General features: G+C 68.8%; 19 protein-coding genes. 9 read left to right on the forward strand and 10 right to left on the reverse strand.

Annotated elements, in window-relative coordinates; translation table 11 throughout:
* Nucleotides 1-101 precede the first annotated feature (101 nt).
* Together CHC02_RS13460 and CHC02_RS13465 are read right to left on the reverse strand one after the other, a co-directional pair.
* Nucleotides 102-2822 carry a helix-turn-helix transcriptional regulator gene (locus tag CHC02_RS13460; RefSeq protein WP_089391958.1) on the reverse strand — a complete coding sequence of 907 codons (2721 nt, stop codon included), beginning with the start codon at nt 2820-2822 and terminating at the stop codon, nt 102-104.
* A gap of 1 nt (nt 2823) precedes the next feature.
* Complete coding sequence (locus CHC02_RS13465) at nt 2824-5535, reverse strand: winged helix-turn-helix domain-containing protein (protein WP_089391959.1); 2712 nt, start codon at nt 5533-5535, stop codon at nt 2824-2826.
* A 174-nt stretch (nt 5536-5709) separates the two neighbouring features.
* Here CHC02_RS13465 and pabB point away from each other — a divergent pair, with 174 nt between their 5' ends.
* Entirely contained in the window at nt 5710-7080 is a 1371-nt protein-coding gene (gene pabB, locus CHC02_RS13470) for an aminodeoxychorismate synthase component I (protein WP_089391960.1), read from the forward strand.
* Here pabB and CHC02_RS13475 read toward each other — a convergent pair.
* From CHC02_RS13475 to CHC02_RS13490, 4 genes are read right to left on the reverse strand one after another with little or no spacing between them, the layout of a single operon-like run.
* Nucleotides 7077-8399 (reverse strand): sensor histidine kinase, encoded by a 1323-nt coding sequence (locus CHC02_RS13475; RefSeq protein WP_089391961.1) that lies wholly within the window; start codon nt 8397-8399, stop codon nt 7077-7079. The genes pabB and CHC02_RS13475 overlap by 4 nt on opposite strands.
* Complete coding sequence (locus CHC02_RS13480) at nt 8396-9073, reverse strand: response regulator transcription factor (protein ID WP_089391962.1); 678 nt, start codon at nt 9071-9073, stop codon at nt 8396-8398. Before CHC02_RS13480 ends, CHC02_RS13475 begins: the two co-directional genes overlap by 4 nt.
* Nucleotides 9073-9378, reverse strand: a complete 306-nt coding sequence (locus tag CHC02_RS13485) for a PepSY domain-containing protein (protein WP_089391963.1) — start codon at nt 9376-9378, stop codon at nt 9073-9075. The genes CHC02_RS13480 and CHC02_RS13485 overlap by 1 nt, the downstream gene beginning before the upstream one ends.
* On the reverse strand, nt 9378-9686 hold the full coding sequence (locus CHC02_RS13490; RefSeq protein ID WP_089391964.1) for a PepSY domain-containing protein: 309 nt from the start codon (nt 9684-9686) through the stop codon (nt 9378-9380). The genes CHC02_RS13485 and CHC02_RS13490 overlap by 1 nt, the downstream gene beginning before the upstream one ends.
* 152 nt (nt 9687-9838) lie before the next feature.
* On the opposite strand from CHC02_RS13490, the gene CHC02_RS13495 reads away from it, so the two are divergent.
* A complete protein-coding gene (locus tag CHC02_RS13495; protein WP_089391965.1) occupies nt 9839-10918 on the forward strand; it encodes a hypothetical protein in 1080 nt (359 codons plus the stop codon).
* Between the two features lie 477 nt (nt 10919-11395).
* On the opposite strand, the gene CHC02_RS13500 is transcribed toward CHC02_RS13495, so the two are convergent.
* From CHC02_RS13500 to hmpA, 3 genes are read right to left on the reverse strand one after another with little or no spacing between them, the layout of a single operon-like run.
* The gene (locus CHC02_RS13500) at nt 11396-12586 is read right to left on the reverse strand and encodes an NnrS family protein (RefSeq protein ID WP_089391966.1); all 1191 of its coding nucleotides are present in this window, start codon (nt 12584-12586) and stop codon (nt 11396-11398) included.
* A complete protein-coding gene (locus CHC02_RS13505; protein WP_089391967.1) occupies nt 12573-12830 on the reverse strand; it encodes a transmembrane sensor/regulator PpyR in 258 nt (85 codons plus the stop codon). The genes CHC02_RS13500 and CHC02_RS13505 overlap by 14 nt, the downstream gene beginning before the upstream one ends.
* 55 nt (nt 12831-12885) lie before the next feature.
* Nucleotides 12886-14067, reverse strand: a complete 1182-nt coding sequence (hmpA, locus tag CHC02_RS13510) for an NO-inducible flavohemoprotein (protein ID WP_089391968.1) — start codon at nt 14065-14067, stop codon at nt 12886-12888.
* Nucleotides 14068-14223: 156 nt separating this feature from the next.
* On the opposite strand from hmpA, the gene norR reads away from it, so the two are divergent.
* The 5 genes from norR (at nt 14224) to queD (ending at nt 18018) form a co-directional block, all read left to right on the forward strand.
* The gene (norR, locus tag CHC02_RS13515) at nt 14224-15771 is read left to right on the forward strand and encodes a nitric oxide reductase transcriptional regulator NorR (protein ID WP_089391969.1); all 1548 of its coding nucleotides are present in this window, start codon (nt 14224-14226) and stop codon (nt 15769-15771) included.
* Nucleotides 15772-15919: 148 nt separating this feature from the next.
* Nucleotides 15920-16339, forward strand: coding sequence for a DUF3592 domain-containing protein (locus tag CHC02_RS13520; protein WP_167364829.1), 420 nt, complete (start codon nt 15920-15922; stop codon nt 16337-16339).
* A complete protein-coding gene (locus tag CHC02_RS13525) occupies nt 16336-16908 on the forward strand; it encodes a hypothetical protein (RefSeq protein WP_089391971.1) in 573 nt (190 codons plus the stop codon). Before CHC02_RS13520 ends, CHC02_RS13525 begins: the two co-directional genes overlap by 4 nt.
* 177 nt (nt 16909-17085) lie before the next feature.
* A complete protein-coding gene (locus CHC02_RS13530) occupies nt 17086-17574 on the forward strand; it encodes a carboxypeptidase-like regulatory domain-containing protein (RefSeq protein ID WP_089391972.1) in 489 nt (162 codons plus the stop codon).
* Nucleotides 17575-17661: 87 nt separating this feature from the next.
* Nucleotides 17662-18018 (forward strand): 6-carboxytetrahydropterin synthase QueD, encoded by a 357-nt coding sequence (gene queD / locus CHC02_RS13535; protein ID WP_089391973.1) that lies wholly within the window; start codon nt 17662-17664, stop codon nt 18016-18018.
* Nucleotides 18019-18962: 944 nt separating this feature from the next.
* Here the strand turns inward: queD and CHC02_RS13540 are convergent.
* Nucleotides 18963-19724, reverse strand: a complete 762-nt coding sequence (locus CHC02_RS13540) for a GntR family transcriptional regulator (RefSeq protein WP_089391974.1) — start codon at nt 19722-19724, stop codon at nt 18963-18965.
* Between the two features lie 386 nt (nt 19725-20110).
* Here CHC02_RS13540 and CHC02_RS13545 point away from each other — a divergent pair, with 386 nt between their 5' ends.
* Together CHC02_RS13545 and CHC02_RS13550 are read left to right on the forward strand one after the other, a co-directional pair.
* The gene (locus tag CHC02_RS13545; RefSeq protein WP_089391975.1) at nt 20111-21460 is read left to right on the forward strand and encodes an NCS2 family permease; all 1350 of its coding nucleotides are present in this window, start codon (nt 20111-20113) and stop codon (nt 21458-21460) included.
* Nucleotides 21461-21525: 65 nt separating this feature from the next.
* The gene (locus CHC02_RS13550; RefSeq protein ID WP_089391976.1) at nt 21526-22152 is read left to right on the forward strand and encodes a LysE family translocator; all 627 of its coding nucleotides are present in this window, start codon (nt 21526-21528) and stop codon (nt 22150-22152) included.
* The last annotated feature ends 21 nt before the right edge of the window (nt 22153-22173 follow it).

Genomic DNA, 22173 nt, shown 5'->3' on the forward strand with positions numbered 1-22173 from the left:
GATTCGTGAAGCACCAGGCTTCGCGTCCTGTTTTCCAAGCTACTGGCCAACCCCCCACCTGCCAGCCCATCCAAGGGATGGAGCCGGACGATCCCCGCGCATCAGGCTTCGCTGAGCAATCCCAGGCTCTTGCCCTTGAGTACCGCCTGCGTGCGGCTGCGCACCCCCAGCTTGGCGAACAGGTTGTGCAGGTGCCACTTGATGGTGGCCTCCGACAGGTGCACCGCCTGGGCGATGTCGCGGTTCGAAAGCCCTGCCGCCACCAGCCGCAGGATTTCCCGCTCGCGATGGCTAACATCTTGATTTTCCTCGAAACCAGCAGGGTCCACGGACAGCCTGCGGCACTGTTCGCGGAGCAGTTCGGCCACCCCCTGCCAGGCCGCCGCGCGCTTGGGCTCGGCCTCGCGCCAGGCATCCCAGAACGGCAGCAGCCAGACGGCGTCGTCCTGGAACAGCCGGCGGTAGCCCAGGTTCCAGGCTTCCTCGAGGGTGGGGGCGAACAGGGCGAAGGCCTTTTCGCTGTTACCTTTCTGCCAATACGCCACAGAAAGTAACAAGGCCAGGCGCAACCGCCGGTCGCGCTGGTAGGGCGAGGCGTTCGCCGCCAGCGCCGATTCCAGGCGCTGCTGGGCGCGCTCGGCGCGCCGTTCCGACAGCGCCACCCGCGCCTCGGCCAGGGCCAGCGCGGCCTGGGCGTCGGCATAGCGTTCGGTGGAGAGGCCCGAGAGGTGCCGCGCCAGCTGCAGGCAGACGCGCTCGGCCTCGTTCGGCCGGCGCAGCCACAGCAGCAGCTGCACCTTGCAGCCCATGGCCAGCGCATAGACGCGTTCGTAGCCCGGCGACTGCAGGCCGGCCAGCCATTCGTCGAGCTGCGCCAGGCCCTGTTCGGCCTCGCCGGCGAAGAACCGCGCCTTGGCCATCACCAACTGGCCGCGGCTGATCAGCTCCATGGGCGTGGCGACGTCGCGCCAGGTGGTGGCCAGCGGCAGTTCGGCGAGGATGGCGGCATGGCGGTCCTGCTCGTAGAGGATGTCGGCATAGGCCAGGGCCAGCGGCCCGCCCACCCGGCTGCGCCGGCCGAAGACGCGCTCGACGCGGCTGCGCGCGCCCTCGGCGATGGTCCGGCCGCGCTCCAGCTCGCCGCTCTCCTTGCAGATCAGCGCCTCGATCATGCTCGCCACCACCTGCAGGTACTCGCTGTCGGCCATGCGCAGGCACTCGCGGGCCACGCCGATGGCGCCGGCGGCCTCGGCGTAGTCGCCCAGCAGCGCGTGGGCGGCGGCGAGGATGCAGGCCAGGCTGGCGCGGAACACCGGCTGGTTGGCCGGCACCAGCGCCAGCCACTGGCGCGACACCTTGAGGCTGGCCTCCAGCTTGTCCTGGTACAGCAGCACCAGGGCCTTGAGCACCTGGGCCACGGCCAGCAGCTCGGCCAGGCCGAAGTTGCGCGCCTTGCCCTGCCCCATCAGCAGGCGGGCGCTGAGTTCCTCGATGAGCGCCTCGGCCTCGGCGAACTTCTGCTCGAAGGCCAGCTGCCAGGCGTAGAAGATCTGGAACACCGGGTGCTCGCGGATCACCTCGGCGGGAATGCCGCCGAGCATGCCGAGGATGCTGTACACCCGGTTGCCGGCGATCAGCCGGGCGCCCTGGCGCTCCAGCAGGTCGGCGGCGAAGGCGTAGTCGCGGGCGCGCAGGGCGTAGCGCACGGCGCGGTCGGCCATGTCGCGGCTTTCGCACCAGCGTGCGGCGGCATTGAGCAGCGGCGTGGGGTCGGCGCTGCGGGTCAGGCGGCCCTGGAGGAAGTCGGCGAACAGGTGATGGTAGCGGAACCACTCGCGCGCATCGTCCAGGGGGATGATGAACAGTTGCTCGTTCTGCAGGCGCATGAGCATGTCCAGGCCGTCGCGGCGCCCGGTCAGGGCGTTGCACAGCTCGGCGCAGAACTCGTCGAGCACCGAGGTCTGGTCGAGGAACTGCTGCAGCGCCGGCGGCAGGCTGGCCAGCACGTCCTCGGCGAGGTAGTCGGCGATGTCCCGCTCGGTGCCCGACAGGCCGCGCAGGAAGCCTTCGCGGTCGCTGTGCCGGGCCAGCGCCAGGGCGGCCAGGTGCAGCGCGGTGATCCAGCCCTCGGTGCGCTTGTACAGCAGGCCCAGCTCGGCGTCGTCCAGCTGCAGGCCCTTGAGTTCCAGCAGGTAGGTGTCGGCTTCCTCGCGGGTCAGGCGCAGGTCGGCGCCGTTGAGGCAGAAGGCCCATGGCGCCAGCGCCGGCTCGTCCACCAGGAAGCGCGGGCGGTAGCGGGTGCTGGTGACCAGGCGGACGTTGTCCGGCAGGTGCTCGATCAGGTAGCGCGCCCCCGGCTGCAGGGCCGGGTGGCGGATCTGGTGGAAGTCGTCGAGGAACAGGTAGAGCGCCCCGTCGATGCGCTTGAGGTCGGCGAGGAAGGCATCCAGCAGCCCTTCCAGCGGCAGGGTCATGTCCGACTGCAGCAGGTTCGAGGTGTTGGCGCCGAAACCGGGGGCGACGCTGCGGATGCTCTCCACCAGGTACTGCAGCAGGCGCTGCGGCTCGCTGTCGCCCTCGTCGCAGGACAGCCAGGCGACCAGCGCGCCGCTGGCCAGCAGGCGCTCGCGGAACAGGCTGAGCACGGTGCTCTTGCCGAAGCCGGCCGGCGCGCTGAGGATCAGCGCGCGCTGCTGGCGCGCCGCGAACAGGCGGTCGATGAGCGCGCGCCGCGGCAACAGCAGCGTGCCCTCGGTGCGCGGCGGGAACAGCTTGGTGCGCAACAGCGGCAGGGGCGGCTGCTGGGAATTGAGTGTGGTCATGTCAGAGCAGGCTCAGCTCGCGGGCACGGCGAATCGCTTGGGTCCGATTGCGCACCTTGAGCTTCTCGTAGATGTTGTGCAGGTGCCATTTGACGGTGCCCAGGGCCAGCGACAGCCGCTGGCCGATCTCCTCGTTGGAGAGCCCCAGGGCCGCCAGGCACACCACTTCCCGCTCGCGGTCGGTCAGCCCTTCCTCGAGCACGTCCTGTGCCTTGCGCGTTTCCTGGCCGGGCCAGAGCCCCAGCAGGCTGCGGATGAACACCTGCAGCGCCGGCTGGCGCTCGGTGGCCTCCAGTTGCTGGAGCATCAGGCGGATGCCCTCGCCCTCCTCGATGAACAGGCTGCGCACGCCTTCGCGCTCGGCGCCCACCAGGCATTGCCCGAGCAGGCTGTTGGCGCGCTCCTGGTAGCCCAGGCGCTGGTAGCTGAGGGCCGCCAGCAGGTCCAGGCGCAGGCGCTGCAGGCCGTGCCAGTTGGGCTGCAGCAGGCCGCGCAGCTGGGTGATCTCGTGCAGCGCCTCGCTGAAGTGGCCGCGCGCCTGCAGCAGGCGCACGCGGCTCAGGCCGCGCACCCAGAGCACCGGGTTGAACGGCCCCTGGCGGTAGGAGGCGGCGAGCTTCTGCCAGTCGATGCCGTTCAGGCGCTGTTCGGCGCGCTTGCAACGGTCCGCCGCCGGCTCCTGGAGGATCAGGTTGATCTCCTCGCCCACGGCCATGGCGAAGATGCGCCAGGAATGGTTGCGCGAGGCCAGGCTCTGCATCAGCCCGAGAGTCGCCAGGGCCTCCTTGCCGCGCCCCTGCAGGCGCTGCACCCGCGCCAGGCACTGCATGCCCTGGGCATAGAGGTCGATGGGGTTGATCACGTCGACGCGCCCCAGCGCCCAGCGCAGGCGCTCTTCCAGGCCATCGACGTCCATGCGGTAGTAGGCGGTCAGGCTCTCGGTGATGGCTGGCAGGGCCAGCGCCTGGGAACGCCGGTCGAACAGCGGCACGGCCTGCTGCTTGACGCGCTCCACCAGCAGCTGCGCCTGCTTCACCTGGCCCTGTTCCAGGGCCAGCATCACCTCGATGGTGGACAGTTGCATGTGCAGGTAGCGGCCGTCGAGGAAGTGGTTGCGCTGCTGCGCCAGGCCCATCAGGCGGCGCGCCTGCTCGGGCTGGCCGTGCATGACCTGGGCGAAGGCGGCGACCAGCAGCACGGCGCATTCGAGGAAGGCCGAGTTCTGCCCCAGCTGGCTCTCCACCCGGCGGGCCAGGGCGATGCACTGCTCGAGGTCGTCCTTCTGCAGCGCCAGCACGGCCTTGACCGCCAGCGCCGAGAGGTACTGGTCGCCCATCGGCGTCTGCGGCTTACCGTCGCTCCAGCGCGCCAGCAGCTCGTCGAGCATGCGGTTGGCCTCGGGCAGGCTCAGCTCGCTGGCGCGGGTCCAGACGTCGCTGAGCACCAGGATGGGGTAGCGCGCGGCGATCTCGTCGGGCACCTGCCGGCGCCAGCGCGAGATCAGGTACAGCTGGCCGCGGTTGATCAGTTCCAGGCCGTAGCCGTCCACCAGCGCGGCGAGCATCTCCGGGTCCTCGGCCAGGCAGGCGTGCTCGATGGCCAGGGTCGGCATGTGGTGGTTGGTGAACCACAGGCTGGCGTTGAAGTGCAGTTGCTTGAAGCGCTCCGGCTCGCGTTCGCGCAGGTGCGCGCGGAGGAAGTCGGCGAACAGCTGGTGGAAGCGGTACCAGTGGCGCTCGCGGTCCAGCGGCATGAGGAACAGCTGCAGGCTGTCCAGGCGCTCCAGCAGGGCCTGGCCGTCCTGGCGGCCGGTCAGGGCGTTGGCCAGCTCGCCATTGAAGCGGCTCGCCACGCTGAGCGTCAGCAGGCTGTCGCGGATGTCCCGGGGCAGGCGTTCGAAGACGCTGCGCAACAGGTAGTCGCCGACCTCGGCGGGGCCGCCGCCGAGCCCGGCCAGGTCGCGCTGGGCACCGGCGGGCGGCTGGCGCAGCCACAGGCCGAACAGCTGCACGCCCATCACCCAGCCCTCGGTCCGGGCGTACACGGCCTTCAGGGCGGCCTCGTCGAGCTCCACGCCTTCGCCGCGCAGGTACTCGCCGGTCTGCTCCTGGCTCAGGCGCAGCTCTTCCACCCCCACTTCCAGCAGCAGGCCCTTGGCCCGCCAGGTGGCGAGGCTCAGCGGCGGCTGCGAGCGGCTGCCGATGGCCAGGGTCAGGCCCGGCGGGGCGTACTGCACCAGGCGGTTGAGGCCGGCGAAGATGTCCGGGTGGGTGATCCGGTCCAGGTCGTCGAGCACCAGCAGCAGCGGCACGTCGACCCGCAGCAGGTCGCAGAGCAGGCTTTCCATGACCGCCACGGCCGGCACCCGCAGCGTATTGTGCAGGTAGGCGGCGGCATCCGCGCCGACGTCCGGCAGGCCGGCGGCCAGGGCCTCGGTGAGCTTGCCGCAGAAGCGCCCGGGGTCGTCGTCGGAGCCCTCCAGGGAAAGCCATACCACCTTCTGCCCCTGCGCTTCGCGGCGCTCGGCGAGCAGGGCCAGCGCGGCGCTCTTGCCGAACCCGGCGGGGGCGCTGAAGAGCAGGACGCGATGCTGGGTGGAACGCTCCAGGGCAGCCTGGAGCTGGGGGCGGTACTGGTATTCGGCAGGCACCCCGGAGGATGTCGATCTGGTACGCAGAAGGCTGCCGGCTGCGGTTTTTAGCACTACGTCCACGGCCTCTATCCCTGTTTCATTATCGTTGTGGTACGGAGCATGGCTTCCGCGGGATAATCCAATTCTTATCAGAATGCTTACCTTGCGTAAACCGAAGAGAAGGGCTCTAGCATCGACTCTTCGGGCGTGCGCAGGAATGGCTCTCAGCCTAGCCCAGGGTTCCTGTTCCTACCTATGTCCCGCTACTTCGTACACCCGCTCCCCTACCGGGAAGACCCGACGGCGCGCTTCGCCCGTATCGCCGGCGCGCCCGGCGCCGTGCTCCTGGACGCCGGCAGGCCTGGCGCCGACCGTGGACGCTATGACCTTATGAGCGCCTGGCCATTGGCAGAACTGGCGCCAAGTGCCGACGAATCGGCCAAGGCGTTCTTCGCCCGCCTGCGCACGGCGCTGCAGAGCCTCGGACAGGCCGAAGCGGCGGAAGTGCCGGACCTGCCATTCGTCGGCGGGCTGATCGGCTACCTGGGCTACGACCTGGGACGGCGCATCGAACGCCTGCCGCAGCACAGCCGGGACGACATCGGCCTGCCCGACGCACGGGTCGGCCTGTACGCCTGGGCGCTGGTCACCGACCACCAGCTCGGCAGCAGCCAGCTGGTGTTCCACCCGCGCCTGGAAGCCGCCGAGCGCCAGCGCCTGCTGGCGCTGTTCGAGGCCGACGAGGCGCCGGCGCCGCTGCCGCCCTTCCGCCTGCACGCCGGCTTCCGCCCGGACCTGAGCCGCGAGCAGTACCGCCAGGCCCTGGAGCGGGTGCAAAGCTACATCCTCGCCGGCGACTGCTACCAGGTGAACTACACCCAGCGCTTCCGCGCGCCCTGCAGCGGCGCGCCCTGGCAGGCCTACCTGGCCCTGCGCGCGGCCTGCCCGACGCCCTTCGCCGGCTACCTGGGCCTGGGCGAGGGCGCCATCCTCAGCCTGTCGCCCGAGCGCTTCATCCGCATGCACCGGCGCCAGGTGGAGACGCGCCCGATCAAGGGCACCCGCCCGCGCGGCCGCACGCCCGCGGAAGACGCGGCCAACGCCGGGGAACTGCTGGCCAGCCCCAAGGACCGCGCCGAGAACCTGATGATCGTCGACCTGCTGCGCAACGACCTGGGGCGCAGCTGCACGCCCGGCACGGTGCGGGTGCCGGAGCTGTTCGCGCTGGAGAGCTACCCCAACGTGCACCACCTGGTCAGCAGCGTGACCGGCGAGCTGGCCGCCGGCAAGGACGCCCTCGACCTGCTGCTGGGCAGCTTCCCCGGCGGCTCCATCACCGGCGCGCCCAAGGTCCGCGCCATGCAGATCATCGACGAGCTGGAGCCCAGCCGCCGCGGCATCTATTGCGGCAGCCTGTTCTACCTGGACGTGCGCGGCGAACTGGACAGCTCCATCACCATCCGCACCCTGCTGGTGAAGGACGGCCAGGTCAGTTGCTGGGGCGGCGGCGGCATCGTCGCCGATTCGGACTGGGAGGCGGAGTACGCCGAGTCGCTGACCAAGGTGGACGTGCTGCTGCGCACCCTGGAACGCCTCGGCGACCGAGCGCCGGGCGGCGCGCCCTAGGCCGCCGCCCGCCTCGGCAGGGCCACCCGCACCCGCAGCCCGCCCAGCTCGCTGCCCTCCAGCGCCAGGCTGCCGCCGCAAGCCTCGGCGATGTCGCGGGCGATGCCCAGGCCCAGGCCGTGGCCGGCCACCTGCTCGTCCAGGCGGGTGCCGCGTTCGAGCACGCTGTCGCGCAGTTCCTCGGCGATGCCCGGGCCGTCGTCGTCCACCAGCAGGCGGTAGCCGTCCTCGCGCTTCTCCACCTGCAGGCGTACCTCGCCGGCCGCCCACTTGCAGGCGTTGTCCAGCAGGTTGCCGAGCAGTTCCAGCAGGTCCTCGCGGTCGAACGGCAGGCGCAGGCCGGGCTCCGCCGCGCAGGTGATGCGCAGGTGCTGGCCGTGGATCAGCTGGAGCATCTCGCGCAGGCTGGGCAGCTCGGCGTCGCAGTCGAAGTGCGCGCCGGGCAGCGCCTCGCCCACCAGGCGCGCGCGGCCCAGCTCGCGGGCCAGGCGCTGGTCGATCTGCTCCAGCTGCTCCTGCAGCACCCGCTTCAGCTCCGGGTGCTGCTGCAGCTCCTCGCGCTCGGCCAGGCTGATCAGCACCGCCAGCGGCGTCTTCAGCGCATGGCCGAGGTTGCCCAGGGCGTTGCGCGAGCGGCGCAGGGTTTCCTCGGTGTGCTGCAGCAGGTGGTTGACCTGCTCCACCAGCGGCTCCAGCTCCTGCGGCACCTGGGTGTCCAGTTGGCTGCGCTGGCCGTCCTGCAGCTGGGCGATCTGCTGGCGCACCCGCTCCAGCGGGCGCAGCGCGCGGCGCACCGTCAGGCGCTGGAAGAACAGGATCAGCAGCAGCGCCAGCACCCCGGCGCCCAGGCCGATGTTGCGCAGGCGGTTGAAGCTCTTGAGGATCGGCGTGTAGTCCTGCGCCACGCTGATCCGCAGGTTGCGGCCGTAGCGCTTGTAGTCGCCGCGGAAGACCAGCAGGCGCTGGCCTTCCGGGCCCTTGGCCAGGCCTTCGCGCAGGCCCGGTTGGGCCGGCACCTTCAGCTCGTGGTCCCACAGCGAGCGGGAGCGCCAGTCGGTCTGCTCGAAGTGGATCTGGAAGTAGCGCCCGGAGAACAGCCGCTCGTAGGCGCCGTCGACGCGCTGCGGGTCCAGTTGCAGCCCGGCCGGGCCGCGGATGATCGCCACCAGCAGGCTTTCCGCCTCGTCCTGCAGGCCGCTGGCGAGGTAGCGGCGCAGGCCCTGGTCGAACAGCCAGAGCCCGGCCTGGGCCAGCGCCAGGCCGATCACCAGCAGCACAGCGGCGAGGCCGAAGCCCAGGCGCCGCTGGATCGAGATCAAGCCGCGCCCCCGGCGCTGCCGGCGAAGCGGTAGCCCTGGCCGCGGCGGGTTTCGATGATCTCGCGGCCGAGCTTGCGGCGCAGGTGGTTGATGTGCACCTCGATGACGTTGGAGTCGCGCTCGGTCTCGCCGTCGTAGAGGTGCTCGGCCAGGTGCGACTTGGACAGCAGCTGGCCCGGGTGCAGCATGAAGTAGCGCAGCAGGCGGAACTCGGCGGAAGTCAGGTCGACCTCCCGGTCGCCCTGCAGCACGCATTGGCGCGCCTCGTCCAGGCGCAGGCCGCCGGCCTCCAGCTGGGCCTGGTTGGCCACGCCGTGGGCGCGGCGCAGCAGGGCCTGGATGCGCAGGAAGAGTTCCTCGGGGTGGAAGGGCTTGGTCAGGTAGTCGTCGGCGCCGGCCTTCAGCCCGTCGATGCGCTCGGCCCAGGAACCGCGCGCGGTGAGGATCAGCACCGGGGTGGCCAGGCCCAGGCCGCGCCATTCGCGCAGCACGTCCAGGCCGGGGCGGCCCGGCAGGCCGAGGTCGAGGATGATCAGGTCGTAGGGCTCGCTGGCCCCCTGCACCGCGGCGTCGCGGCCGTCGGCCAGCCAGTCCACGGCGTAGCCCTGGCGGGTCAGGCCGGCCAGCAGTTCGTCGGCGAGGGGGACGTGGTCCTCCACCAGCAGCAGACGCATCAGTCGTCTTCCTTATCCTTGAGGATGCGCCCGTCACGGGCATCCAGTTCCAGTTCGCGGACCACGCCACCGGGGGTGAGCAGTTCTATCTCGTAGATGTAGGTGTCGTGCTCCTTCTCAAGCTCCGCCTCGAGCAGGCGCGAGCCGGGGTAGCGCTGCAGCGCCGCCGGCAGTATCGACTCGAAGGGGCGGATCACCCCTTCGCGGGTCAGGCGCAGGGCCTCGTCCTGGCTGAGGTCGTGGGCCAGCGCCGGCCCGGCGACGCACAGAGCGGCGAGCAGGGCGTAACGCAGAGGATAGGTCATCAGTGATCCTGGCGGTCCTTGAGCACTTCGCCGCTCACCGCGTCCAGTTCGACGTCCCATTTCACCCCCTGGGCGTCCTTGACGTCGACCTTGTACAGGTAGCGGCCGTGTTCCAGTTCAAGCTCGCTATCGTACACGGTTCCGCCGGGGTGCTTGCCCAGCGCGGCCTGGTTGAGGCGCTGGAAGTCCTGGATGGTGCCGGCGTCGCGCAGGCGCAGGGCCTCGTCGGGGCCGATGTCGTGGGCCAGCGCCAGGCTGGAGGCGCCGAGCAGGCCGGCGGCGGCGATCAGGCGGATAAGGGTTTGCATGGGGAAGACTCCTGCGAATTGCCAATGAGCGCAGGCTATCGAAGGGCCATTAACCCAAGCTGAATGAGGCGGGGCGGATCATTCACCGGCTGAAGGATGCTGCCTAGGAAAATACAACGCTTATAATCGCCGCCTCGCCGGAGAGAGCCCCCATGACCGCCATCCACATCAAGTCCCCCGCCCTCGTCCTCAAGGCCGGTGCCCGCGCCCTGCGGCGCATCCGCGAACGCGGCCTGGCGCCCGCCGACGTCGGCATCCTCCCCGGCGCCGCCGGCGGGCCGAAGGCGCTGGGCATCCAGGGGCTGGACCTGGCGCTGTTCGGCGAATGGCTGCCGCGCGCGCCGCGCGAGCGCTCGCTGATCGGCGCCTCGATCGGCTCCTGGCGCTTCGCCAGCGCCTGCCTGCCGGACGCCGCCGCCGGCATCCGCCGCCTGGGTGAGCTGTACACGCAGCAGCGCTTCTCGCGCAACGCGGACATCGCCGAAGTCTCGGCCAGCTGCACGCGGATGCTCGACGACCTGCTCGCCGGGCAGGACGCCAGCGTGCTGGCCAACCCGCACTACCGCCTCAACGTGGTGGTGGTGAAGAGCCACGGGCGCCTGGCCGACGACGGCAAGCGCACCCTCGGCCTGGGCCTGGGCGCGGTGATCCGCGACAACCTGCTCGGCCGCCGCCACCTGCACCGCCACTTCGAACGGGTGATCCTCCACGACGCGCGCCTGGCCCCACCGCTGGCGCCGCTGCAGGACTTCCCCTCGCGCTGCCTGCCGCTGGGCCTGGGCAACCTGCGCCATGCCCTGCTCGCCTCCGGCTCCATCCCCATGGTCATGCAGGGCGTGCGCGACATCCCCGGCGCGGGCCGGGGCACCTACCGCGACGGCGGCCTGCTCGACTACCACCTCGACCTCCCCTACGCGACCGACGGCGTGGTGCTCTACCCGCACTTCACCGACAAGGTCATCCCCGGCTGGTTCGACAAGGGCCTACCCTGGCGCCGCGGCGACGCCACCCGCCTGCAGGATGTGCTGCTGCTCGCCCCGTCCCGCGAGTACCTGGCCCGCCTGCCCCACGACAAGCTGCCGGACCGCAAGGACTTCAAGCGCTACCTGGGCGACGACGCCGGCCGCGAGCGCTACTGGAACAAGGCGATGGACGAAAGCCGGCGGCTGGGCGACGAATTCCTCGAACTGGCCGACGGCGGCCGCCTGGGAGAAAGGCTGGTCCCCCTGTAGGGCGCATAACGCCTACGGCGTTATCCACCATTTGGCCTTGGCCATACGCCGGGCAAGGAGCCGCCGTCAGGTTCAGCCATGGAGTGGCTGGCAAGGAAGGTGTAGCGGCGGATAACCGCGAACGGTTATTCGCCCTACGTCCATGGTGGGCTTGGCGTAGGGCGAATAACGCGAAGCGTTATCCGCCGTTTGACCGCGGCCCCATCCCGCTCGCTGCCGAGCACGGAGCCGCTGTCCAAGCCGCGCCGGGCTCAACAGGGAAGCACGTACGTAGGAGCAACTGTCTTCTGGGCTCCCTCGTTCGCGGGGGTGACTGGATCAAAATTCGCGTCTCCCATGTCGCCCCATTGTAGGAGCGGGCCCTGCCCGCGATTCGCGCGCAGGGCGCGCTCCTACAGGGGAATGGCATGGCTCGGGCAGCGTAGGAGCGGACTCCGTCCGCGATGGACCGCGCCCACACCCCACAGGATGACTCCCCTACCCCGGCTGCCCGTCGATCCGAGCCTTCCACAGCATCGGCCCGTAGTACCCGGCGAAGATCAGGAACGCCAGCGACCAGCACAGCGCCGCCAGCTGCAGGCCGCCCAGCGGCAGCCACCACACCACCACCACCCGCGCCAGCACGCCCAGGTTGAGCAGGGCGAAGCCCCAGGCCATCGCCTTCGGCGGCTGCAGCGCGCGGCCGGTGTGGCCAAGGCTGACGCGGGCGATCATCGCCAGGATCAGCCCGCCGACGCCGCCCACGGTCAGCGCGTGCAGCGGCAGGCTGGACGGCAGCGCCGCGCCGGCCGCGGACGCCGCCAGGCCGAACAGCGCCAGGGTCATCCAGGCATACGCCAGGTGCAACGACCACAGTAGCGGCACGTTCCACAGGTCGCGGTCGTACCAGCGCCACAGGCGCACCAGGTGGCCCAGGCCGAGCAGGCCGAACAGCACCGCCAGCACCGGCCCCGGTTGCAGGGCCGGGCCAGTGGCGCTGAGCACCGCCAGCAGCGCGCCGCCCAGCAGCAGCGCCCAGTCCAGCCACGGCCAGGCCGGCACCTGGGCGGTACGCCCCAGGCCGCGCTGGGTGAAGAAGGGAATCACCCGCCCGCCGATCAGGCTCATCAGCGCCACCACCAGCCACAGCGCCGCCAGGACGCCGCCGCGCTGCCAGGCCTCATTGCCCAGCGCCTGGCCGGCCATGACCTGGGCATCGGCCAGGGTCAGCAGGACCAGCACCATCAGCACCGGGTAATTGCGCGTCTGCCGCACCTGGTAGAGGCTGCGGCCGACGAACCAGGCCAGCGCCGGCGGGAAGGCCAGCTCCAGCACGGCCGCCAGCCACCAGGGCGCGCCCAGCAGCCAGGCCAGCCGCGCCGCCAGCCAGAGCAGCGCCAGGTTGCGCAGCGGCGCGCCGCTAAGGCCCGGGCGGCCGGTCCAGGTCTGCACCGCGGTGAGCAGGAAGCCGGCGATGATCGCCAGGGCGAAGCCGAACACCATCTCGTGGCGGTGCCAGCCCAGCCAGCCGCCCAGCGGCTGCCACCCGGGCAGCCAGCCGGCCAGCGCGGCGAGCCAGAGGAAGATGGCGAGCGCCGCGAACAGCGCCCCGCCGAGGAAGAAAGGACGGAAACCCAGCCGCCACAGCGGCGGGATCGCCAAAAGAACCTTGCGATCAACCAACAGCACAACAGACCTCCCAGCCCGGTTGGCGCATCTGCCGCTGGGCGATCAGGCGCAGCACGTAGCCCAGCTTGATGGCGGTCGGCCCGAGGACGGTCAGGGCGTGGGCGGCCACCAGTTGCGGCAGGTTGAGGAAGGCGTCGATGAAATAGGCGCCGAAGATGCCCCCCAGCAGCATAGCGGCACCTGCGCTGAGCAGGGCGTTGGAATGGCCGAGATTGCGTTGCGGACAGGAGAAGAAGCCTTTCATCACACACCTCCGGTAGTACAGGGTGGCCGGCCCGCGGGGGCCGGCCGGTCTTGCGTCAGGCCTCCAGCGCGCTGGCGGGGCCGAAGAACTCGTAGTGGCACTGCTTTTCGGGCACGCCCAGCGCGCGCAGGTGGCGCTTCACCTGGGCCATGAACGGCTTGGGCCCGAGGAAGTAGGCGTCCAGGTCGCGCTGCGCCGGCAGCCAGTTGCTCAGCAGCTGCTGGCTGATGAAGCCCTCGGCATCGGCCTGGTCCTGCTCGCGCGGCTCGCTGTAGCAGAAGAAGTGCAGCAGCGTCGGGTGCTTGCGCGCCTGGTTCTCGATGAACTCGCGGAAAGCGTGCACGCCGCCGTGGCGCGCGCAGTGGATGAAGTGCACCACGCGGCCGGCGTCCAGCGCCTGCTGCAGCATGGCCAGCGACGGGGTGATGCCGACGCCCGCGGTGATCAGCGCCAGCGGCTTGTCGCTGTCGCCCAGGACGAAGTCCCCGGCCGGCGGGAACAGGTCGATCTCGTCGCCCTCCTGGACCTGGTCGTGCAGGTAGCTGGAAACCCTGCCCTCGGGCTCGCGCTTGACGCTGATGCGGTACTCGCGGCCGTTGGCCGGGGCCGACAGCGAATAGTTGCGGCGCACTTCCTCGCCATCCAGCTCCAGGCGCAGGCCGATGTACTGGCCCGGTTCGAAGTCCAGCAGCGCGCCGCCGTCCACCGGTTGCAGGTAGAAGGAGACGATCTCCTCGCTCTCGGCCACCTTGCGCGCCACGCGGAAGCGCCGCGCACCGCGCCAGCCACCCTCTTCGGCGGCATTGCGGGCGTACACCGACTCCTCGGCGCCGATCAGGATGTCGGCCAGTTGCTGGTAGGCCGCGGCCCAGGCGGCGATCACCTCGTCGGTGGCGATTTCCTCGCCGAGCACCTCGCGGATGGCGCGCAGCAGGCAGGAGCCGACGATGGGATAATGTTCCGGGAGAATCTGCAGCGACACGTGCTTGTTGACGATCTGCCCCACCAGCGGGCCGAGGCGCTCGAGTTCGTCGATGTGACGGGCGTACATCAGCACGCCGTTGGCCAGGGCCCGTTGCTGGTCGCCGGACGCCTGGTGGGCCTGGTTGAAGAGCGGGCGCACCTGCGGGTACTCGGTCAGCATCAGCTGGTAGAAGTGCCGGGTCAGGGCTTCGCCACCGGTTTCCAGCAGCGGGACGGTCGCCTTGATCAGGGTGCGGTGTTCGTTGGACAGCATGCGGATCTCCTTGGAACGCAAGACAGGGTGGGATCTGCCTGGGATACTTCAGGAAGCATGCCAAGGTCGCAGCCCGGTATTTCCGGGACTTTCGCCACGGCAGAAGTCATAATGACCAGCATTCACTCGAGTCATATGGACTGCCTAGAGGTCAAAATGACCAGAAACCCCTTGCTTGCCACCCTGCTCCCCCTGGTCGACGACCTGTCCCGCGAGTTGCCCGACGAGGAACGTTACCGCCGCCTGCTGGAAGCCCTGCGCGAACTGCTGCCCTGCGATGCCAGCGCCCTGCTGCGCCTGGAAGGCGAGCAACTGGTGCCGCTGGCGGTGGACGGCCTGAGCCCGGACACCCTCGGCCGCCGCTTCAAGATCACCGAACACCCGCGCCTGCGGGCCCTGCTGGAACGCCCGGGGCCCACCCTGTTCGACGCCAACTGCGGCCTGCCCGACCCCTACGACGGCCTGGTGGAAGGCGTGCACCTGGAAGTGCACGACTGCATGGGCTGCCCGCTGTACCTGGACGAGCAGCCCTGGGGCCTGCTGACCCTCGACGCCCTCGAGCCCGGGCGCTTCTCCAGCGGCGACCTGGACAACCTGCAGGCCTTCGCCAGCCTGGCGGCGGCCACGGTGAAGGCCAGCCAGCGCATGCTCGACCTGGCCCTGCGCGCCGAGCACGAGCAGCAGCGCGCCGACGCCTACCAGCGCGCCGCCGGCGAAGCCCCGCGCGAGCTGGTCGGGCAGAGCCCGGCGCACCGCCAACTGGTGGACGAGATCAAGCTGGTGGCCGGCAGCGACCTCAGCGTGCTGGTCACCGGCGAGACCGGCGTGGGCAAGGAACTGGTGGCCCAGGCCATCCACCAGCGCTCGCTGCGCCACACCCAGCCGCTGGTCAGCCTGAACTGCGCGGCGCTGCCGGAAACCCTGGTGGAGAGCGAACTCTTCGGCCACGTGCGCGGGGCCTTCTCCGGCGCCGTGGGCGAGCGCCGCGGCAAATTCGAGCTGGCCGACGGCGGCACCCTGTTCCTCGACGAAGTGGGCGAGCTGCCCCTGGCGATCCAGGCCAAGCTGCTGCGCGTGCTGCAGAGCGGCCAGCTGCAGCGCCTGGGCTCGGACCGCGAGCACCGGGTGGACGTGCGCCTGATCGCCGCCACCAACCGCGACCTGGCCGCGGAAGTGCGCGCCGGGCGCTTCCGCGCCGACCTCTACCACCGAATGAGCGTCTACCCGTTGCACGTTCCGCCGCTGCGCGAGCGCGGCAACGACATCCTGCTGCTGGCCGGCTACTTCCTCGAGCAGAACCGCCCGCGCCTGGGCCTGCGCAGCCTGCGCCTGAGCGCCGAGGCCCAGGCCGCCCTGCTCGGCTACCCCTGGCCGGGCAACGTGCGCGAACTGGAACACCTGATCGGCCGCGCCTCGCTCAAGGCCCTGGCCGCAAGCCCCGAGCGCCCGCGCATCCTCACCCTGGAGCTCGACGACCTCGGCCTCGACCAGGGCCTGCCGCTCCCCGAGGCCGGCAAGGCCACGCCCAGCCGCGAACTGCCGAAACCCGGCGTCGAACTGCGCACCGCCCTGGACGACTTCCAGCGCCAGCTGATCGCCGCCAGCCTGCAGCGCCACGCCGGCAACTGGGCGGCGGTGGCCCGCGAACTGGGGGTGGACCGGGCCAACCTGAACCGCCTGGCGCGGCGGCTGGATCTCAAGTGAGGGGATGGGTCGGATAACAGGCGGCCCTCCGGCCGCTACCCCAAACGTTCATCGAAAAATATCGTCATATATCAGGCGGAGTGCCAGCATTCCTACCGTCTTCGGATAGGTGCTAGAAAGCATGGCTTGTCGATGGAGAACGCCTGGCATGGAGCACGAGTCCCCTTCCCCCTCACCGGTTCGCATCATCATCATCGGCCTGATCGGCATCGCCTTCCTGATTGCTGCCGCATCGACGGCAATGAAGACAATCGACTTTCTGGAAAGCGCTGAAGTGACGCCCGGAGTGGTCAGCCGGTTGACTGCCGGCGGTTCTCATCCGGAAATCCGCTTTACCACCCTGTCAGGCCAGCAATATGAGTTCCCGCAAGGGGGATTCATCTTTGGCTATGAGAAAGGAATGGCGGTGGACGTCTATTACCTCCCCGAAGATCCGGGCAGGACAGCGGTGATCAAGGACCCCGGCGCAATCTGGGTTATACCGGCAACTTTCGGAGTGTTCTCCATCTTCGCCCTGACACATGCAGTACTGGGGATTCGACGGCGCAGAAAGGAATGTGGCAAATGAGCGCTCTTCAACTGAGCCTGCGCAAAAGCTGGTGGAACTACAGCACTTCCGCAACAGGCGGCGCAACGATCGGGTTCATGGCTGGCTCAGGGGGAGCCATCACGCTGATTTCCCCTTACCAAGTTTTTCATACCTATAGTTTTGCCGGCGCAGGACTCGGCTTTGGGGCGATGGGACGACTCCCCCGATTCGGCAAGGTCAATCTGAACATCCGGAGCCGCAGCGTAGGCGGCGCGGGTGCCGCAGAATCATTTCCAAGCTACGGCTCAGTATTCGCTTCCGGCAACATCGTCAAACGCGACCTGTCGCCTGCCGACTTCCGCGGCCCTTGCCTGTACGTGGAAGCTGGGGTCGGGCTCGCCGCAGGCATTTCCGGCAATGCATTGCTGTTTGGCCTCGATCCTCTACGCTTGGCTGCTCTGCTGCCCATGACCGCAAGTCCCCTCAGTGCAAACCTGGCCATTCAACTCCTCATAGAATCGGCAAACGGCGCAATACTGATGATCGGCACTAATGTCGGCGCACAATTTGGAGGAGGAGCTGCCGCCTATATCGGCGGAATCTTCTGACGTTTCCTTACTGATCGATCATTGCAGTTCCAGCTAAACTCCATCAGCGTCGACAGATTCGCGAACCGCACTATCACACTCACAAACCTCCTGCCATCTGCACGGATACCAGCGAGGCCCGCCCCGGCTATCTTCAAGGCCACTGCGCGAACAGCGGCCAACCAGAAGGAAAAGCCCATGCGCCACCTGCTCGTCGCCCTGCTCGGCCTCGCCCTGGCCGGCTGCATCTCGCCCAACCAGGGCCGGCCGCTGCATTTCGACGAGTTCCCCAGTGCCGAGTACCAGGCGCTGCCGGTCCACGGCAATGGCAGGATCGATGGCCGCGCCTTCCTCCGCACCCGCGCCGGCACCGTTAAGCCGGCGGCCGGCAAGGACGTGGCGCTGATCCCGGCGACGCGCTACATGGCGCCGCTGTACAAGGCCTACCAGGAGCGGCGGCCGCTAGGCGAACCCGATGCCCGGGCAAAAATTTACACCCGCACGGTGCGCGCCGATGCCGAGGGTCGCTTCAGCTTCGGCCAGGTGCCGGCGGGGCGCTATTACCTGAGCTGCGAGGTGACCTGGGAAACCACCGGCGCCACTGGCCCGACCACGGTGGGCGCGACCGTCATGGCGCCGCTGACCCTGCGCGAGGGCGAGGAAGTCCAGGTCGAGCTGACGCGCTGACCAGCCGGCGGGGGTATGCCCGGCCGCTCGGCAAAGTGGGTACAATAGGCGGTTGCAATTGCCCACTGATGATCTGAAGGCCACCTCTTGGAACTGTTCAAGGAATTCACTTTCGAGTCCGCCCACCGCCTGCCCCATGTCCCGGAGGGCCACAAGTGCGGCCGCCTGCACGGCCATTCGTTCCGCGTGGCGCTGTACATCGAGGGCGAGGTCGACCCGTATACCGGCTGGATCCGCGACTTCTCCGAGATCAAGCAGATCTTCAAGCCGATCTACGAGCAGCTCGACCACAACTACCTGAACGACATCCCCGGCCTGGAGAACCCCACCAGCGAGAACCTCTCGCGCTGGATCTGGCAGCAGGTCAAGCCGCTGTTGCCGGAGCTGTCGCGGGTGCGGGTGCATGAGACCTGCACCAGTGGGTGTGAGTATCGCGGGGACTGAGGTCGCGCGACGCGCTGTAGGAGCGAGCTTGCTCGAGAACCTTGGCCCCCGCACCTCCCTTAACCTTGTCATTCCCGCGAACGCGGTAACCCAGTGGCTTGGGGGCTTGGTGTAGCGCGCCGCTCCGAGTGCGCTGAGATCTCTCGTTTCGCCCCCTCGGGCGAGTCACTTCTTTCAAACGTCGGGAAGCCGAACCTCAAAGAAGTAACCAAGAAGGCTTGCCCCGACATACGGGCCCGATGGAGCCGGGCTACCCTCCCGAATTCCCCCGCCACGGAGGCCCGCCCCGACAGCACGTCCCTGTGCTGATCGGGGCTCTCGCGACATCCATGTCGCATGACCTCCTGAGCGCCGGTTTCGCTCGGCCTTCTGAAGGGGCGTTCCGGTGCGCTCGGATATTTCTCTGGAAGTCCCAAACGCCAGAGCAAAAGCGCTTTTGCTTTTCGTAGGATCGAGGGGGACGCCTAGTTCTTGCTCGCGAACCCTGGGCCCACGTTCGCGACAACCCGTAGGGCGCATAACGCCTACGGCGTTATCCGCCGTTTGCGTCGAACCTCGGTGCATTGGTCAACGGCGGATAACCGCGAACGGTTATTCGCCCTACGAGTTTGCCGGCTGACTCTGCGTTATCCGACAGCTCGGGACAGCCCCCTCTCCCTTCAGGGAGAGGGTTGGGGAGAGGGGGACGGACTTCGCTCTGGCACTTCTGCCAAACCCTGACTCCGTTCCCCCTCCCTAACCCTCCCCCGCAAGCGGGAGAGGGGACCGTTCGGCGTGATGCGAAACCGCGAAGCTCCCGGGTTCCCACGTAGGGATTCACCGGCCATGCCGGACGCCCCGGAGGCACGGATGGCGGCGGATAACCGCGAACGGTTATTCGCCCTACGTGCACGTCCACGAAAAAGCCCCGCACTCAGGCGGGGCTTTCTTTCATGGGGCAAGCCTCAGCGCGCCGCGGTGCGGCCGCCCTTCTTCTTGCCGCCGAGCAGGTGCGAGAACACCGCGTGCAGGTCGCCCGAGGCGCTGTCGCCTTCCAGGTTCAGCTTGTCGTCGATGTGCGCCATGTGGTGCATCATCAGGGTCACGGCCTTTTCCTTCTCGCCTTTCTCGATAGCGTCGAGGATTTCGTTGTGCTCGTCGAACGAGCAGTGCGAGCGGCCGCCCGCCTCGTACTGGGCGATGATCAGCGAGGTCTGCGACACCAGGCTGCGCTGGAAACTGACCAGCGGGGCGTTCCTGGCCATCTCCGCCAGCTTGAGGTGGAATTCGCCGGACAGGCGGATGCCCGCGCCGCGGTCGCCACGGGCGAAGCTGGCCTGTTCCTGCACCACCATCTCGCGCAGCTCGGCGAGCAGCTCGGCGCTGGCGTTGTCCACCGCCAGCTCGGTGATGGCGCGCTCGACGGTGCGCCGGGCGAAGAGGATCTGCCGGGCCTCGTCGATGCTCGGGCTGGCCACCACCGCGCCGCGGTTGGGGCGCAGCAGCACCACCTGCTCGTGGGCCAGGCGCGACAGGGCGCGGCGGATGATGGTGCGGCTGACGCCGAAGATCTCGCCCAGCGCCTCCTCGCTCAGCTTGGTGCCGGGCGCCAGGCGCTGTTCGAGGATGGCGTCGAAGATGTGCGCATAGACGATCTCGTCCTGCGTGCCGGTGCGGCTCTTGCCATTGCGCGCCGGCTTCTTGATCTGTTGCAGCGGGTCGGTCATGGATCCTCAACCTTGTTGGGCGGACCGGCGGCCTGGGCAATCCGCTGCCAGGTACGCGGGCGCGACGAAATGATGGGCACCAGTGTACACAAAATGCCCAGCGCCGCGCACCCGGCGCATCCCCCCTGCCCTGCGGCATTCGGCCGTATCCGCTGTACAAATTCTGCGCAATGTCGGGACGAATTTTCCGATGAATTGTTTGGAAGAGGCCGAGCGATAGGTACGAAACATTATTTGATTTTTTTGTATACAACCTCATAATCGCCGGCGTGACTTCCTGACTCGCAAGTCAAGAACACACCCTCACAGCCTTCCGCCGAGCCAGGGACGCAGGTGAACCAGCCGACGGCAAGGACCAACAACAAGAGCGTTGAGGAGTACCCGCTGTGGAAAGCACCAAACAAGAACAACAAACCGCTGTCGCCTCCAGCCCACCCGCCACCGGCCTGCTCGAACGCCTGTTCAAGCTCAGCCAGCACGGCACCACGGTGAAGACGGAACTGGCCGCCGGCCTGACCACCTTCATCACCATGGCCTACATCATTTTCGTCAACCCCAACATCATGGCCGACGCCGGCGTCGACCACGGCGCGGCCTTCGTCGCCACCTGCCTGGCCGCCGCGCTGGGCTGCTTCCTCATGGGGCTGTACGCCAACTGGCCGGTGGGCCTGGCGCCGGGCATGGGCCTCAACGCCTTCTTCACCTACACCGTGGTCAAGACCATGGGCTACAGCTGGGAAATCGCCCTGGGCGCGGTGTTCATCTCCGGCGTGCTGTTCATGGTGCTGACCTTCTCGCGTATCCGCGAATGGCTGCTCAACAGCATCCCGCCGAGCCTGCGCTTCGCCATGGGCGCGGGGGTCGGGCTGTTCCTCGGGCTGATCGGCCTGAAGACCGCCGGCATCGTGGTCGCCAGCCCCGCCACCCTGGTGCACCTGGGCGACCTGACCAAGCCCGGCCCGCTGCTGGCGGCGATCTGCTTCCTGATGATCGCCGTGCTGGAGTACCGCCGGGTGTTCGGCGGCATCCTCATCAGCATCCTCACCGTCACCGTGGCCGGCATCGCCCTGGGCCTGGTGCAGTTCGGCGGGGTGTTCTCCATGCCGCCGAGCCTGGCGCCGACCTTCCTGGCCATGGACATCGCCGGTGCCTTCAACGTGACCATGATCAGCGTGATCCTGGCCTTCCTCTTCGTGCACATGTTCGACACCGCCGGCACCCTGATGGGCGTGGCCCAGCGCGCCCACCTGGTGCGCGAGGACGGCCGCATCGAGAACCTGTCCAAGGCGATGAAGGCCGACAGCGCCTCCAGCGTGGTCGGCGCCGTGCTCGGCGTGCCGCCGGTGACCAGCTACGTGGAAAGCGCCGCGGGCGTGGCCGCCGGCGGCCGCACCGGGCTGACCGCGGTGACCGTCGGCGCGCTCTTCGTCGCCGCCATGTTCTTCGCCCCGCTGGCCGGCATGATCCCCGCCTACGCCACCGCCGGCGCGCTGATCTACGTGGCCATGCTGATGATGGGCGGCCTGGCCCACATCGACTGGCAGGAGCACACCGAGACCATCCCGGCCATCGTCACCGTGATCATGATGCCGCTGACCTTCTCGGTGGCGGACGGCATCGCCATGGGCTTCGTGACCTACGTGGCGATGAAGGTCTTCACCGGCCGCCACAAGGACGTGACCGTCAGCCTGTATGCACTCTGTGCGATATTTGTAGCCAAATTCATCTTCCTGTAATCTGGACGAGCCCCGCCACGGCCCCGGCGCACACACGCCGGGGCCTTTGCATTCGAGAGTCCGCGATGAACCTGGAAACCTGGCTGCTCTACAGCAGCGCCGCCCTGATCGTGATCCTGATTCCCGGCCCGCTGTCGCTGCTGATGGTCAGCAACAGCCTCAACTATGGCCTGCGCCGTTCGCTGCCGGCCTTCCTCGGCGGGGTCAGCGCCTCCATCTGCCTGCTCAGCGCCTCGGCCCTGGGCCTGGGCGCGCTGCTGCTGGCCTCGGAGAAGCTGTTCAGCGTGCTCAAGGTGCTGGGCGCGCTCTACCTGTTCTACCTGGCCTGGCAGAGCTGGCAGGAATCCCGCATCACCGGCCAGCCGCGCGCCGCCGAGGAACTGCCGGTCAACCCGGGCTTCCGCAGCCTGTACTGGAAGGCCTTCGGCCTGGGCGCCAGCAACCCGAAGGACATCCTGTTCTTCGCCGCCTTCCTGCCGCAGTTCCTCAGGGCCGACCACCCGCTGTGGCAGCAACTGCTGGTGATGATCCTCACCTGGGCGGCGCTCGACTTCGCCTGCAAGCTGTTCTACGGCCTCGGCGCCCGCGGCGCCGCGCGCTTCCTGCGCTCGGGCAAGGGCCAGGCCTGGTTCAACCGCGGCAGCGCAGCGCTCTTCGCTACCGCTGGCGGGGCCTCGCTGCTCAGCCGCTGAGGCCATAGAACCGTTCGCGCT

The sequence above is a fragment of the Pseudomonas delhiensis genome, from assembly GCF_900187975.1.
GTDB classification, from domain to species: Bacteria; Pseudomonadota; Gammaproteobacteria; order Pseudomonadales; family Pseudomonadaceae; genus Pseudomonas; species Pseudomonas delhiensis.

What these genes read in the sequence shown, in the direction of transcription:
- norR (WP_089391969.1), top strand. Translation starts at nt 14,224, where the DNA reads ATGACCAGAAACCCCTTGCTTGCCACCCTGCTCCCCCTGGTCGACGAC.
- hmpA (WP_089391968.1), bottom strand. Translation starts at nt 14,067, where the DNA reads ATGCTGTCCAACGAACACCGCACCCTGATCAAGGCGACCGTCCCGCTG.
- CHC02_RS13460 (WP_089391958.1), bottom strand. Translation starts at nt 2,822, where the DNA reads ATGACCACACTCAATTCCCAGCAGCCGCCCCTGCCGCTGTTGCGCACC.
- CHC02_RS13520 (WP_167364829.1), top strand. Translation starts at nt 15,920, where the DNA reads ATGGAGCACGAGTCCCCTTCCCCCTCACCGGTTCGCATCATCATCATC.
- CHC02_RS13550 (WP_089391976.1), top strand. Translation starts at nt 21,526, where the DNA reads ATGAACCTGGAAACCTGGCTGCTCTACAGCAGCGCCGCCCTGATCGTG.
- CHC02_RS13490 (WP_089391964.1), bottom strand. Translation starts at nt 9,686, where the DNA reads ATGCAAACCCTTATCCGCCTGATCGCCGCCGCCGGCCTGCTCGGCGCC.
- CHC02_RS13530 (WP_089391972.1), top strand. Translation starts at nt 17,086, where the DNA reads ATGCGCCACCTGCTCGTCGCCCTGCTCGGCCTCGCCCTGGCCGGCTGC.
- CHC02_RS13480 (WP_089391962.1), bottom strand. Translation starts at nt 9,073, where the DNA reads ATGCGTCTGCTGCTGGTGGAGGACCACGTCCCCCTCGCCGACGAACTG.
- CHC02_RS13540 (WP_089391974.1), bottom strand. Translation starts at nt 19,724, where the DNA reads ATGACCGACCCGCTGCAACAGATCAAGAAGCCGGCGCGCAATGGCAAG.
- pabB (WP_089391960.1), top strand. Translation starts at nt 5,710, where the DNA reads ATGTCCCGCTACTTCGTACACCCGCTCCCCTACCGGGAAGACCCGACG.
- CHC02_RS13525 (WP_089391971.1), top strand. Translation starts at nt 16,336, where the DNA reads ATGAGCGCTCTTCAACTGAGCCTGCGCAAAAGCTGGTGGAACTACAGC.
- CHC02_RS13505 (WP_089391967.1), bottom strand. Translation starts at nt 12,830, where the DNA reads ATGAAAGGCTTCTTCTCCTGTCCGCAACGCAATCTCGGCCATTCCAAC.
- CHC02_RS13495 (WP_089391965.1), top strand. Translation starts at nt 9,839, where the DNA reads ATGACCGCCATCCACATCAAGTCCCCCGCCCTCGTCCTCAAGGCCGGT.
- CHC02_RS13485 (WP_089391963.1), bottom strand. Translation starts at nt 9,378, where the DNA reads ATGACCTATCCTCTGCGTTACGCCCTGCTCGCCGCTCTGTGCGTCGCC.